Source organism: Niabella yanshanensis, assembly GCF_034424215.1.
GTDB classification, from domain to species: Bacteria; Bacteroidota; Bacteroidia; order Chitinophagales; family Chitinophagaceae; genus Niabella; species Niabella yanshanensis.
This window is the reverse complement of record NZ_CP139960.1, coordinates 1579097-1592897: the sequence shown is the minus strand read 5'-3', so window position 1 is coordinate 1592897 and position 13801 is coordinate 1579097. Positions and strand designations below refer to the sequence as shown.

General features: G+C 43.5%; 14 protein-coding genes. 7 read left to right on the top strand and 7 right to left on the bottom strand.

Annotation, left to right across the window (positions count from 1 at the left end; all coding sequences use genetic code 11):
• Positions 1-32 precede the first annotated feature (32 nt).
• On the bottom strand, positions 33-2417 hold the full coding sequence (locus tag U0035_RS06170) for a hypothetical protein (RefSeq protein ID WP_114789696.1): 2385 nt from the start codon (positions 2415-2417) through the stop codon (positions 33-35).
• Positions 2418-2573: 156 nt separating this feature from the next.
• Between U0035_RS06170 and U0035_RS06165 the strand changes: the two genes are divergently transcribed.
• The 6 genes from U0035_RS06165 to U0035_RS06140 all read left to right on the top strand — a co-directional run bounded on the left by U0035_RS06165 (position 2574) and on the right by U0035_RS06140 (position 7480).
• On the top strand, positions 2574-3125 hold the full coding sequence (locus U0035_RS06165; RefSeq protein ID WP_114789148.1) for a nucleotide exchange factor GrpE: 552 nt from the start codon (positions 2574-2576) through the stop codon (positions 3123-3125).
• Between the two features lie 80 nt (positions 3126-3205).
• Entirely contained in the window at positions 3206-4378 is a 1173-nt protein-coding gene (gene dnaJ / locus U0035_RS06160; protein ID WP_114789147.1) for a molecular chaperone DnaJ, read from the top strand.
• 139 nt (positions 4379-4517) lie between these two features.
• Positions 4518-5282, top strand: coding sequence for an SDR family NAD(P)-dependent oxidoreductase (locus U0035_RS06155; protein WP_114789146.1), 765 nt, complete (start codon positions 4518-4520; stop codon positions 5280-5282).
• A gap of 21 nt (positions 5283-5303) precedes the next feature.
• Positions 5304-6158: a fumarylacetoacetate hydrolase family protein gene (locus U0035_RS06150; RefSeq protein ID WP_114789145.1), complete on the top strand. Its 855-nt coding sequence runs from the start codon at positions 5304-5306 to the stop codon at positions 6156-6158.
• 85 nt (positions 6159-6243) lie between these two features.
• Entirely contained in the window at positions 6244-7077 is an 834-nt protein-coding gene (locus tag U0035_RS06145) for an amidohydrolase family protein (protein WP_114789144.1), read from the top strand.
• A 25-nt stretch (positions 7078-7102) separates the two neighbouring features.
• Positions 7103-7480, top strand: a complete 378-nt coding sequence (locus tag U0035_RS06140) for a pepsin/retropepsin-like aspartic protease family protein (RefSeq protein WP_114789143.1) — start codon at positions 7103-7105, stop codon at positions 7478-7480.
• 77 nt (positions 7481-7557) lie between these two features.
• Here the strand turns inward: U0035_RS06140 and U0035_RS06135 are convergent, their stop codons facing one another.
• The 4 genes from U0035_RS06135 to recN all read right to left on the bottom strand — a co-directional run bounded on the left by U0035_RS06135 (position 7558) and on the right by recN (position 11276).
• Positions 7558-8376 (bottom strand): enoyl-ACP reductase FabI, encoded by an 819-nt coding sequence (locus U0035_RS06135; protein ID WP_114789142.1) that lies wholly within the window; start codon positions 8374-8376, stop codon positions 7558-7560.
• Positions 8377-8518: 142 nt separating this feature from the next.
• Positions 8519-9238: a phosphatase PAP2 family protein gene (locus tag U0035_RS06130; protein ID WP_114789141.1), complete on the bottom strand. Its 720-nt coding sequence runs from the start codon at positions 9236-9238 to the stop codon at positions 8519-8521.
• Positions 9239-9372: 134 nt separating this feature from the next.
• A complete protein-coding gene (locus U0035_RS06125) occupies positions 9373-9588 on the bottom strand; it encodes a hypothetical protein (protein ID WP_114789140.1) in 216 nt (71 codons plus the stop codon).
• An 11-nt stretch (positions 9589-9599) separates the two neighbouring features.
• Positions 9600-11276 carry a DNA repair protein RecN gene (recN, locus tag U0035_RS06120; RefSeq protein WP_114789139.1) on the bottom strand — a complete coding sequence of 559 codons (1677 nt, stop codon included), beginning with the start codon at positions 11274-11276 and terminating at the stop codon, positions 9600-9602.
• Between the two features lie 71 nt (positions 11277-11347).
• Here recN and U0035_RS06115 point away from each other — a divergent pair, with 71 nt between their 5' ends.
• Complete coding sequence (locus U0035_RS06115; RefSeq protein WP_327138731.1) at positions 11348-11749, top strand: hypothetical protein; 402 nt, start codon at positions 11348-11350, stop codon at positions 11747-11749.
• 5 nt (positions 11750-11754) lie between these two features.
• On the opposite strand, the gene U0035_RS06110 is transcribed toward U0035_RS06115, so the two are convergent.
• Positions 11755-12117: a DUF779 domain-containing protein gene (locus U0035_RS06110; RefSeq protein ID WP_114789137.1), complete on the bottom strand. Its 363-nt coding sequence runs from the start codon at positions 12115-12117 to the stop codon at positions 11755-11757.
• A 69-nt stretch (positions 12118-12186) separates the two neighbouring features.
• Positions 12187-13722 carry an aldehyde dehydrogenase family protein gene (locus U0035_RS06105; RefSeq protein WP_114789136.1) on the bottom strand — a complete coding sequence of 512 codons (1536 nt, stop codon included), beginning with the start codon at positions 13720-13722 and terminating at the stop codon, positions 12187-12189.
• Positions 13723-13801 lie beyond the last annotated feature (79 nt).

Sequence of the window (13801 nt, the reverse complement as noted above, 5' to 3'; positions counted from 1 at the left end):
AACAGCGCCTTTGCACAAACATGTCTCAGCAGTTAGTTAGCACCTGGCTCAATGATCTTCTCAATCATCAGCATACGGCCGTCGTTGGTAACGCCTTCGGCAACTATTTTAAAACGCCTGGTTTGGTCATTATTGTAAAATATAACCGGAATGGTTGGATTGACTTCCGCTAAAAAAATAGCCGGATTCCAGTTCAGTGTCATCCTTTTATCCGCTTTGCTATTATCAGGTTGCTTGTCATAATCAGGATTATAAAATTCTTTCATAACGGTGTACCCATTATAATTTACGATATCTGTGGGCGATTCCATTGCTGCCCTGAGGTCAGCGCCTTTCTTGCGGTAGATAGCGAGCGCTGTGCCACCACCGGCCGTTGCAACAGTGTTAGGCATAAGCTTAATAAATGCCAGTTCTGCAACAGGTATACCTTCAATCATCGTGGCATCAGTCGGCATCTCATCCAGGAATAAAGCCACATTCCCTCCCCCCAATCCACCACCGCGGTAATTTAATACATAATTGCCCGGAGTACCACTAACGGTAAGACCTGCAACCCGTCCCTGCAGGTATTGGAAGATATCGCCCCCAAAAACTTCATTTCTCAGGTCAATGGTTCGGCTGTTAATTCCACCTGAGAACAAACCACTGGCATATTGCTCGTCCAGCTTCTCCACCTCTGATTTTTGTCTAACCTTTACAACTACATTCTCCAGTAACAGCCCCTGGGCTTTTACATAGTCATCATAAGCGTTTACAATAGCGTTGTTTTTAATAATGGCGCTGCTGTCCTGGGGCATGAGTACCGGCTCAATTCCAAATCTCCTGTTTAGCGAATCGGCATCCAGCTTTACCCTGATAAACTTGCTCTTATTACCCCTTACTTCAGAAAAAAGTATTTTATTTTTTTCCGTAAAGAACAAAGAATCCAGTTTGAAACGGCCCATTGAATCCGTTTGTAGTAATGTAGTGGTGCCCCGTTTCGCAACGGTTGTATCAACAGCTGAGCGCATCATGATAACGTCCCTGTTGGCCAAAGGTTTTTTGGTACCTTCTAATACAATCTGGCCACTTAAGCTAATGTATCCGGCGTCCTTATATTTAGCCGGCGCCAATTTATTCTGGGCCACATCTGTCCATTTGAACCGGGTCCAGCCATGGGTCATCATTACCAGGTCTAAGGCAGCATGTGTAGAATCAGCATTGCTGCTAAAATAGTAAGCCGGATTATGGATATATCCGCGCAAGTCGCTGTTAAGCAAAAACCAGGAATAAATGGTTTGTGATCGGAAGGGCTCTGTTTCACTGTCTGCATCGGTTACCGATACTGAAAAGTTACCGATAATAGTGTCCGTAAGTGCAATTGAGAACCTGTTTCTTTTTCTTGCTTCAATATTTAAAGTGTCGATTTTGAGCGTTGCGGGTAGTACGTAATCTTTATTATTAATAAAAGTAAGGCGTTCGGCAAGGGGCATTTCGTCTTTATTGAATACAGTTAAGTGTAAAATACCTGAGTAGAAATCCGCGGTAGGAATAACTCCTGTTATCTCTTTTTTGTCTCCGCCAATCGGGTGTTTAAAGAGCACCTGGTTTTCCATTTGTCCCACCAAATAGGCGGGTTTAAACGCTTCGTCAGTGCTATTATATTGAATACGGAACTGCTTGCCTTTTGCTGTATTTCTGACACTGAATGAGATTCCGTTATCAGTAGATGGTGGTAGCGGATACTTCTCTTCAGAACCTTTCAATGTGGCAAAATAGCTGCCTGCCGGCAGTGGAATAATAGGAAAGCTACCCATGCCGTCATGCTGGCTTTTAAAGCTGGTTACTAATTCGCCGGTTTCGCTTTTGATTTCTCCTTCCACCGATAATGGCATTCCATATTTGTCGATGGCTTTGAAGGCAACAATATTCAATAATCCTTTAACCATGTTACCGCCTTCAGGGAAGAAGAGTAGCTGAGATTTACCCTTTGGTTCATCGTTGTTTTTCTTTTTGTCTTCTTTTCCCCATATGGAAACCCGTTTGTGAAACACAAATCCGGGCTGGTTGAGCATTATGGAGGAATAAGCTCTTATCTGATAGGTACCTGCCACCAGGCTTTCGGGAATATCTATTTGTCCTCCGATTGTTGTTCCATAATAAACTGGAAAAATGTTTCTTAATACAATATCGTTATCGCTGTTGATTAGTTCTACGTACAAGGAAGAGCTTTGTCCGGATGGTATAAGCCCGGTCATAAAATAGCCTTTTAACCAAATGGTTTGCCCGGCGAAGTAACTCTCCCGGTCCAGGTGTAGATACAATTTTTCTACGGGATTGGTTTTTGTCCATGCAGCCAGCTTATTTTCAAGGGTTTGAGCGGAGGTTAGCGAACAGGTGGTTGCCAAAAGCAGTAGAGAAAGCAGGATTTTTTTCATACAGATAAATAAGTACATGAAAATAAAGTAAATGACTATAAAAAATGCAGGAAGTTTATTTTTAACGCCTGTTTTTTATGGAATGACCGACATTTTGTCTACTTTTTTTCATTGGCAATATTATTGTCATGCTTAGTTTTGCCAACAAATTAGAATATGATGAATCAAAACAATGATAATTTTACAGAGCAGGATGGTTTAAACATTAATGCTGACGAAAATGTAAGTGGTACAGAGCACCTGAACGACCCCATTGAAGAAACCCAGTTGAACGCTTTAGAGGCTGAATTAAATGAGAGTAAGGACAAGTATTTGCGCCTTGCTGCTGAGTTTGACAACTTCCGGAAAAGAACCGCAAAAGAACGTATAGAGTTATTTCAAACTGCGGGAAAAGATATTATTACAGATTTATTAGATGTGTTAGATGATGTAGATCGTGCATCGAAAGAGGTAGAAGAGTCCAGTGATGCGCATTTGAAGCAGGGGGTGAGCCTGATTTTTAACAAGCTGAAAAATATTTTACAATCAAAGGGATTAAAGGCAATGGAGGCAAAAGGTGTTGCTTTTGACCCGGAATTACATGAAGCTATTACAGAAATTCCCGCGCCTACCGAGGATTTGCAGGGGAAGATAGTGGATGAAATAAGTAAAGGGTATTACCTGAATGATAAGATTATTCGTCATGCCAAAGTAGTGGTAGGTAAATAATTTGAAAGTTTGAAGGGACGAATTGATTGCCGCCTATGATTTTTCAGGTTTTCAAATTGAATGTTTTCAAAAAATACTAGATGTCAAAAAGAGATTTTTACGAGATATTAGGCGTGTCCAAAACAGCAACTGCGGAGGAGATCAAAAAGGCTTATCGTAAGGTAGCGATGCAATTTCACCCCGACAGGAATCCGGGAGATAAAGCCGCAGAAGAAAAGTTTAAAGAAGCGGCCGAAGCTTACGAGGTGCTAAGCGATTCAGAAAAGAAGGCGCAGTATGATCGGTTTGGGCATGCTGGCTTAAGTGGAGCTGGTCGTGGTGGCGGTTTTGGCGGTGGCGGCGGTATGAATATGGAAGATATATTCAGCCAGTTTGGAGATGTGTTCGGTGATGATATTTTTGGAAGCTTCTTTGGCGGCGGGGGACGGGCCAGGGGCGGTGGCGCCAGGGCGCGTGGTATACGGGGAAGTAATCTCCGTGTGAAATTGAAGCTGAATTATGAAGAAATAGCGAAAGGGGTTACTAAAAACATTAAAGTAAAAAAATACACTTCCTGTACTACCTGTGGCGGTGATGGCGCTAAAGATAAAGGAAGCGTTCAAACCTGCCGTACCTGCCAGGGTAGTGGCCAGGTGAGGAAAGTGCAGAATACTTTCCTGGGGCAGATGCAAACCGTTACCACCTGTCCTGATTGTAACGGAGAAGGAACTACCATAACATCCAAATGCTCTAATTGTAAAGGGGCCGGAAGGGTCTACGGTGAGGAAACGATCACCATTGATGTGCCACCAGGCGTGCAGGCAGGCATGCAATTAAGTATTGGCGGAAAAGGAAATGCGGGCGAGCGCGGTGGCGCTGCCGGAGATCTTATTGTTTTAATTGAAGAGGAAACACATACAGAATTGCAACGGGAAGGGCTAAACGTGGTTTATGAATTGTATGTGTCGTTTACAGATGCGGTGTTTGGCACGAATGCCGAAGTGCCGACAATTGACGGCAGGGCTAAGATAAAAATACCCCCGGGTACACAAAGTGGTAAGATTTTCCGGTTAAAAGGCAAAGGTTTTCCCAATGTACATTCAAACTATGAAAAAGGTGACCAGTTAATACATGTTAGTGTCTGGACGCCTCAAAACCTCAGCGACGAAGAAAAGGCGGCTTTAGAAGGACTTTCAGACTCTCCTAATTTAAAACCTCAACCGGAAAAGACAGAAAAAGGCTTTTTCGATAAAATAAAAGATTTGTTTAGTTAATATTTCCATCTTTTTATCAAAATGGGTCCGTACTTTGTGCGGGCCCATTTTGATTTGGGATAGCGAATGCGATTGGACCGAAATCAATAGACGATAATCAATTAAGTAGTATATTGATGCCCATTTTAAAAATCATTAAATGTTTAAGTTAGACAATAAAAAGGCCATCGTTACAGGCGGTGGCAGCGGTATCGGTAAAGCAGTATGTCTTGTGTTTGGCAGAGCTGGTGCGCATGTTTTTGTGGCTGATCTCAATAAAGAGGCCGCAGCGGCAACCGTTCACGAAATTGAATCCGCCGGGGGGAAAGCCACAGCATTACCGGTAAATGTGGCCAGCCAGGAAGAAGTGTTGACGGCTTATGCTTCGGTAGGGGCTTTTGATATTCTCGTAAACAGTGCGGGCGTTTCTCATATTGGTAAAGTTGAAACAACCGCCGCTGAGGATTTTGACCGGGTATTTGCGGTAAACGTAAAGGGTGTGTATAATAGTTTATACGCCTCAATTCCGTTGATGAAGGAAAACGGCGGAGGGGTTATTGTGAACCTGGCATCTATAGCATCCAGCGTGGGTATTCCGGACCGGTTTGCTTATAGCATGAGCAAGGGAGCTGTATTGGCTATGACTTTATCTGCAGCGAAAGACTATGTAAAAGATAATATCCGTTGTAACTGTATCTCTCCGGCGCGGGTGCATACACCATTTGTAGATGGCTTCCTGGCAAAAAATTACCCGGGTAAAGAAGCCGAAATGTTTGAGAAGCTTTCTCAAACCCAGCCCATCGGCCGTATGGCAAAGCCTGAGGAAATTGCCGCCCTTATTTTGTACCTGTGCAGCGATGAAGCATCTTTTATTACGGGTAGCGATTATCCTATTGATGGAGGGTTTATCAAGCTGAATAATTAATAATAAATTTTAAATTACAAAATGAAACTAATACGTTATGGCCAACCGGGCAGTATTAACACCGGTGTTATTATAGATGATGTGAAATATGATACCTCAGGTTTTGGAGAGGATTATAATGAACAATTTTTTGAAACCGATGGTTTGGCACGCCTGGCCCAATATATACAGGATAATAAAAGTAGCCTGGTAACGATCAGTGAGGAGGAGCGTTTGGACAGCCCTGTAGCACGTCCTTCCAAGATATTGTGCATCGGTTTAAACTATGCCGATCATGCAAAAGAAACGGGTGCTACTGTACCTACGGAGCCGGTTATCTTTATGAAATCATCCACTTCGTTATCAGGTCCGAATGACAATATTATAATACCTCGGGATTCTTTAAAAACAGACTGGGAAGTAGAACTGGCCGTAGTAATTGGCAAGAAAGCCAGTTATGTGGAAGAGGCTGATGCAATGGACTACGTTGCTGGTTATGTGTTGCACAATGACGTGAGCGAGCGCGCGTTCCAGTTAGAGCGGGGTGGTACCTGGGATAAGGGTAAGGGCTGCGATACCTTTGCACCTTTAGGCCCGTTTCTGGCTACCAAAGACGAGATCGCGGATCCGGATAACCTGCGCCTTTGGCTAAAAGTAAACGGACAAACCATGCAGGACGGGACTACGGCCAATTTCATTTTTAAATTGCCACATATTATTTCCTACGTAAGTCAGTTTATGACTCTGTTACCAGGAGATGTAATATCTACCGGAACTCCGGCTGGCGTGGGCATGGGTTTTAATCCTTCGATCTATTTGAAACCTGGTGACGTAATTGAATTAGGTATTGATGGCCTCGGAACATCCAGCCAGACCTGCGTAGCGTGGAGTAAATAATATTATGAAGTAAAGATGACAGAGGACGGTTGACTGTGATTTAGTTGACGGTCCTCTGTTATTTTTGGTCGTTTAAACAATAGTTATGGCTTTAAGAATAGATGCACATCAGCATTTCTGGATATTTGATCCGGTAAGGGATAGCTGGATCGATGAATCGATGAAAAAGATACAAAGGGACTTTTTACCCAAAGATCTGAAGCCGGTATTGGTGGAAAATGGTTTGGATGGATGTGTGGTAGTGCAAAGTGATCAGTCTGAAGTAGAGAATCTTTTTCAGCTTGCTAATGCTATACAAAACAACTTTGTGAAAGGTGTAGTAGGATGGGTAGATCTGCAGGCAAAAAATATAGAAGACAAGCTCGCCCATTACTGCTATTATAAGAAACTGAAAGGCTTCCGTCATGTATTGCAGGGGGAAAAGGACAGGGCCCTGATGCTGAAGAAGAGGTTTATGAATGGTATCAGTCTCTTACACAAATACGATTATACTTACGATATTTTGATATTCCCCGACCAGCTAAAGTACGCCCGCAAGCTGGCAGCAGCTTTTCCTGATCAGCGGTTTGTAATCGATCATATTGCAAAGCCGTATGTAAAAGCAGGTACGGTAGATGGCTGGCAGCAAGATATACAGGCAGTAGCCGAACTGCCTAATGTATATTGTAAGATCAGTGGTATGGTTACGGAGGCTGACTGGACAAGATGGAAACCACAAGACTTTACACCTTACCTGGATACGGTGGTGGAGGCTTTTGGCGCTAAGCGCATTATGTATGGAAGCGACTGGCCGGTTTGCCTGGTAGCCGGATCTTATAAAAAGATGAAAGGGATTGTAGATGCCTATTTTGCTTCTTTTACGGAAAGTGAAAAAGCCGCTTTTTATGGAGGAAATGCTACAAAGTTTTACAATTTATAAGTCATAACTTTGGAGAAACAAACCTATGTCTATTTTAAAACTTCCATTCCTTTATGCAGGCTCCAAAGGCGAAAAGCATTTATATACTTTGTTTGACAGCGGCGCTAATCTTTCCTGTGTTAATCCGGATAATATTGAAGATATTGCAGTATTAGAGCCGCTCGGGCGCGTGAGGAAACTGGCCACAGCCAGTGAAGGGCTTTTTATAGAGGTTAAATATGCGGTTAGACTCGATTTTTATATCAATGGTGTACTGTTGTCAGATGAGTTCCTGGTAGTACCCAACCTTGGTGAAGAAGCTATCATTGGTGCCGCTACGCTTCAGAAATGGCGTATCAAACTCAACTTTGAGGATGATATAGTGGAAGTTGACCCTAAAGTTGCAAAACTACAGTTGATCTGAATTATGGTTTTTCGATGACATAAATAAGGCCGCGGTTTTGAATCGCGGCCTTATTATATTTTCGGAATAAATTAAGCCTATTCACCACCCATTGCTTCCAGTACCTTAGGTGTTACACCGGTAAAGCTGAAACCTCCGTCGTGGAAAAGGTTTTGCATCGTAACATATTTAGTCAGGTCGCTGAACATTACCGCAATATAGTCTGCGCATGCCTCAGCAGGAGCATTGCCTAAAGGGCTCATTTTTTCAGCGTAGTTAATAAAGCTGTCGAAACCTTTAACACCACTTCCTGCGGTAGTTGGAGTAGGAGATTGGGAAATGGTATTCACCCGTACCTTATTTTTTTCTCCATAGTAATAACCAAACATCCTGGTTACGCTTTCCAGCAGGGCTTTGGCATCCGCCATCTCATTATAATCAGGAAATACACGCTGTGCAGCTATATAAGTCAATGCAATTACACTGGCATGCTCGCTTAAGGCATCCAGTTCCCAGGCTGTTCTCAATACTTTATGCAGGCTCATAGAAGAAATGTCGAAGGTTTTCTGATTCCATTCATAATTCATCTCTGTATAATGTTTGCCTTTACGTACGTTAAGGCCCATGCCTACAGAGTGAAGAATAAAATCGATCTTTCCGCCAAAATGTTCCATCGATTTTTCGATCAGGTTTTTTAGATCATCCAAACTGGTAACATCGGCACCAATAACAGGCGCATTGCCACATTCAGCAGCCAGTTGATTAATAGCACCCATGCGAAGCGCTACCGGCGCATTCGTTAATACGATTTCTGCTCCTTCAGCGTAGCATTTTTGGGCTGTTTTCCAGGCAATGGATTTTTCGTCCAGCGCACCAAATATAATTCCCTTCTTTCCTTTTAAAAGATTATAAGCCATTAGATAAAAATTAGAGGGTAAATGTAAGAATGATTTTTGATTTGTAAGTAATATATAGATGGGTTCTGTAAGCTTGAATAAAAGAGAATAAGAAACTCAATAGTAGTAGCGCGCAATAAACCAGACCTGAAGATTAACGGGATTACATGAATGTTTTGGCTGGCCGGTGTTTTTTTTGTCCCCTGTTATACACCGCTTTGGTTACAAAATGCCCCAAAGCCGCACCCACTATAATATCGCTGGCCCAATGCCGGTTATCGTACACACGGGATAAAGCGGTTAGGGAAGCAATGGAATAGGCCACCGGCGCAACCCATTTTTTATCAGGGAACTCCATGGCCAATGCCGTAGCCAGTGTAAAAGCTATGCTTGAATGTGCCGACGGAAAAGAGTTGTATTTGACTTTAGAAAACGGTGGCGCATAGTTAAAAGGCGTTGTTGAGGCATCGGGCCTTTGTCTCCGGATCAGATTTTTACCGGCAAAACAGATAATAGATGAAATGGCCATAGCCTTGCTACCCCGTAATCCTATACTTTCAACATGAGGATTTTTTATGGCCAGACCTGTAACGTAAATGGCAGGAAAGACAAACAGCCCATATATGTTGCCCACAGGTTCTACTCCCCGGGCCATGCTGGTGGTAAAGTTATTTTGATTATGCTGGAGCACACTTTTAATCTCTTTATCCAGAAGCATCAGTCCACCGGCACTGCCCGCTAAAGCAGAGAATTTTATCCAGTCTTTTTTCTGCCAGCGCAAAGGGCTTGCAGCAATAGCTGCCCCGTCTTTTATACCGGTTACAATAAAATCTTTATTTAACCTCTCCAGTTGGTGACGAGCCGGTGGAAGGCTGTCTTTCACTATAGATTGTTGAATTAAACTGTCTTGTGGTAAGGTTTGAGCATGTATAGACGAGCTCCCGTAAAGGAGTATGAAGAGAGAACAGCTGAATAGGAACCGTGTTGAGCGAATCACGTTTGTTATTTAGAGGTAGATTATATCGAAAGATAATCGTAAAGCAAGGCTATTACTGTTAAACCTCCGCCATATATAGCCGCTATAGCGCAAAACAAGGCGAGGGCATAAAAGATCAGGCCAAAAGTACTTGAACTGGAGGTGAGTTTATTGTTTAAAAAACGGTAGGTGTAAATGCCGCCGATCAACATGATCGGTATAACGCATAAAATCAGCGTAAGCTTTAGTCCTGCCATTGGCGAATATTTTAATTTTGAACCATCTCCCTTGCGTTTTCCAGCGCCGCCGCCGTTGGCTTTTCTCCACTTAACATACGGGCAATTGCTGTAATGCGCTCGTCGGTACCTAGCTGCCTGATATTGGTTTTTACCTTTTCGCCAGACAGCTCCTTGTAAACAAAGAAATGGGCGTCTGCTTTTCCGGCAATCTGCGGCTGGTGCGTAATGCAAATTACCTGCCTGTTGGCCGCCAGGGTTTTCATGATAATGCCCACCTGTTTGGCGGCCTCGCCCGAAATGCCGCTATCTATTTCATCGAATATCAACGTAGGCAGATCCATTTTTTCGGCCACCAGGCTTTTTACACAAAGCATCAGCCTGCTTAATTCCCCGCCACTGGCTACTTTGTTAACCGGCTTAAACTGCCCGCTTTTACCTGCCTGTCCGGTAGGCAGGTTGGCGTCAAATAAAAATTCAATAGCGTCAACGCCATTATTAGCAGGAACCTGTGGCAATACAGAAACCTGTAACCGGGCATTAGGCATGCCTACCTGCACCAGCGACTGATTCACACTTTTCTCGAAAGCAGGTACCTGTTTTTTACGGGCCTGCGATATTTTTTCACCCAATGCCAGTACTTTTTTCTGATGATTAGCCACCTGGGCTTCCAGCGATGCTATATTTCCAGCGATGTTAAGAACGGCGTCCAGTTTTTCTTCCAGTTCTTTTTGAATTGTTAATAATTCATTGGTAGACTGAACGCCGTGTTTTTTTTGCAACTTATAACCAGCTGACATGCGTTCATTCAATTCTTCGATCTTTTCCCCGTCGTAGTTGATATGATCATTCAGGCGTTCAAGTTCATCCGCAATATCGCTCAGTTCGATCTGGGCGCTTTGAAGCCGCTTATTGATCTCCGGCAGATCTTTATGAAAGCCGGTATAACTATTCAATAAATTGGAAAGACTTTTCAGCTGTTGCGTAATAGGTTGTTCACCTTCAGTCAGCTCGCCACAAACCCGGTTCAGTGTATTTTTAATACCCTCTGCATTGGAAAGTATTTTGAGTTCGGCTTCAATAGTTTCCAGCTCATTTTCTTTCAAATTCAGGGCCGCCAGTTCATCATACTGAAAGCGGTTATAATCGCTTTCTTTTTCAAACTGGAGTTGTTGCTGTTGCAGGAGCGCCAGGTCTTTTTCTGTTTGTTTCCAAAGCCGGAAGGATTTCTTATAATCGGTCAGCACTTCATGCGTATCCGCCAGTGCATCTACCACATTTACCTGGAAGTTATTGTCACCAATGGATAAGGTGTCAAATTGCTGGTGCAAATCCACCAGTAACTCACTTAGGCTTTGTAATTGAGAAAGATTAACGGGAGTGTCATTGATGAACGCCCTGCTCTTGCCATTGGGTGCTATTTCACGTCTTACTACAAGCTGGGTTGGGTCGTCCAGGTCATTTTCAGCCAAAAAATGTTTTACCAGCTCATTGCCTTCCGCCTGGAAATGCCCCTCGATCACACACTTTTTTTCTTTGTTTACTAAAGAAGAAATATCGGCACGTTCGCCCAGTATGAGATTTAAAGCTCCGATAATGATCGATTTTCCGGCACCTGTTTCACCGGTTATAATATTCATCCCGCGGGAAAAATCAATTTCCAGCATATCGATAATAGCGTAATTCTGTATAGATAAATGTTGCAGCACGGGGCAAATTTAATGGATAAGCACATTTCCCAAACAAGATGCCGTATTTTAGTCGTCTTAATTATTTGTTATTGGATACCCGGGTTGATATTAGTGGTTATTGTATAAAGGTGAATCTGAAGCAATATTCAGTTCACCTGGTCTGCAATTTTGAATTGATGGAGGCGATGAAAGCCAGTTTCGGGAATGTAGAAAAACTTTGCCGGCAAGTGCTGGACTTGCATGAACAGCATTTTGGAGTATCACTAAAAGTACCGATTAACTCCCTGATTATTGAAGTGCTGGGGCATGCTTATGCCTATAGAGTTTTATTGCAGCTAAGAAAGGTGGCAGATCTAAAGATATTCAGAAAGTTTTCTCTAAATGCCTGTCATATTGATTGCGGGGATAGTGCTCATGACAGCAATCGCTGGTTTTGGGATATGATGGGTTTCTTAAAACCAGTATTGTTTTTAGGGGTAAGGGAGGCCTAGGCTCCTTATTCCTGTTGGGCCAGTTCTTCCAATTCTGCTTCTGTAAAAATTCTTGAACGAATCAGGAAGCGCAGGCCCAGCGGTATTTCCAGCGAAAAGCTGCTGCCACGACCTTGGGTAATGTCCAATACCAGCTGGGTATGTTTCCAGTATTCGAATTGATCAGCAGCCATATAAAATTTACAACCGGCGACTTCGCCCAAACAAATATCGATATTACCTAATTTGAAATCATCTGAAGCAAAACACATCGGCTGACTGCCATCGCAGCAGCCACCACTCTGATGAAAAATCAACGGCCCATGTTGCGCCCTCAGTTTTTCTACTACTGCTTCAGCTTCCGGTGTGATTAAAACTCTTGCGATCATAGTCGTACATTTAAACGAAAAAATGGCCGCACTGCACAGGGCAGCACGGCCTGCGAACCTCTAAACGTTTTAAAAGAAACCTAACTTCTGCTTAGCGTAAGATATCAACATGTTTTTGGTTTGGCGGTAGTGATTGAGCATCATTTTATGTGTCTCCCGGCCAAAGCCGGATTTTTTATAACCTCCAAAAGGAGCGTGAGCAGGGTAAGCGTGATAACAGTTTACCCAAACCCGGCCAGCCTGTATCGCACGGGGTACCTGGTACAACTCATGCGCATCCCTGGTCCAGACACCAGCGCCTAATCCGTACAACGTATCATTAGCAATGGCGATCGCTTCTTCTGTGGTTTTAAAAGTGGTAACGCAGGTAACCGGGCCAAAAATTTCTTCCTGGAAAATACGCATCTTATTATGACCCTTAAAGATGGTCGGCTGAATATAGTATCCATGTTCCAGTCCGCTGTTTTGATGGAATGCTTCCCCGCCGGTTAAAGCAATGGCACCTTCCTGTTTGCCGATATCGAGGTAATTGAGAATTTTATTGTATTGATCTTCGGAAGCCTGAGCACCCATCATGGTAGATCCGTCCAGGGGATTGCCCAGCTTGATAGCCTTTGTTCGTTGAACCACACGATCCATGAATTTCTCGTAAATATTTTCATGAACGAGAATACGACTGGGACAGGTACATACTTCACCCTGGTTTAAGGCAAACATCACAGCACCCTCAATTGCTTTATCAAAGAACTCGTCATCGGCATCGGCTACAGATTCGAAGAATATATTGGGGCTTTTACCTCCCAGTTCCATCGTAACAGGAATTAAGTTTTCCGATGCATATTGCATGATCAGGCGGCCGGTAGTAGTTTCACCTGTGAAGGCCACTTTTTGTACGTGAGGGGACTGTGCCAAAGGTTTTCCGGCCTCCACGCCAAAGCCTGTAACAATATTAAGTACGCCCTTGGGCAATAAGTCGCCAATTAACTCCATCAGGCACATAATGCTGGTTGGCGTTTGCTCAGCCGGTTTTACAACTACACAACAGCCGGCAGCCAACGCGGGCGCAATTTTCCAGGCGCCCATCAGTAAAGGGAAATTCCAGGGAATGATTTGTCCTACCACGCCGATAGGTTCATGCAGGTTGATACTCACGGTAGTTTCGTCATGTTCGCTGATAGTTCCTTCTTCGCTCCGGATGACACCTGCAAAATACCGGAAATGATCCACCACCAGAGGTAAATCTGCTGCACGTGTTTCCCGGATGGCCTTACCATTGTCTATGGTTTCTACGGTTGCCAGGTATTCAAGGTTATCCTCAATAGTCTGTGCGATTTTTAATAAAATATTACTCCGGGTTCCGGCGCCGGTTTTGCTCCAGGTTTTAAAAGCTTCCTGCGCCGCTTCAATTGCTTTGCTAATGTCTTCCGCATTACCGCGCGCTGCCTGTGTAAACACTTTGCCATCAATAGGAGAGATGTTGTCGAAATATTCACCGCTGCTGGGTGCTACCCATTCGCCACCGATATAGTGTTCATAGCGATCTTTAAATTGGGGCCGGGCGGCCGGGTTAGAGACCGTAGGCGCTGCGGCAGTTGTAGTGCTCATATTTCAAGAATTTTTATCGTTAAATAATGCTCTAAGGTTCAATTATTATGATCAAGTACCGGTGATAATCGTATTTATT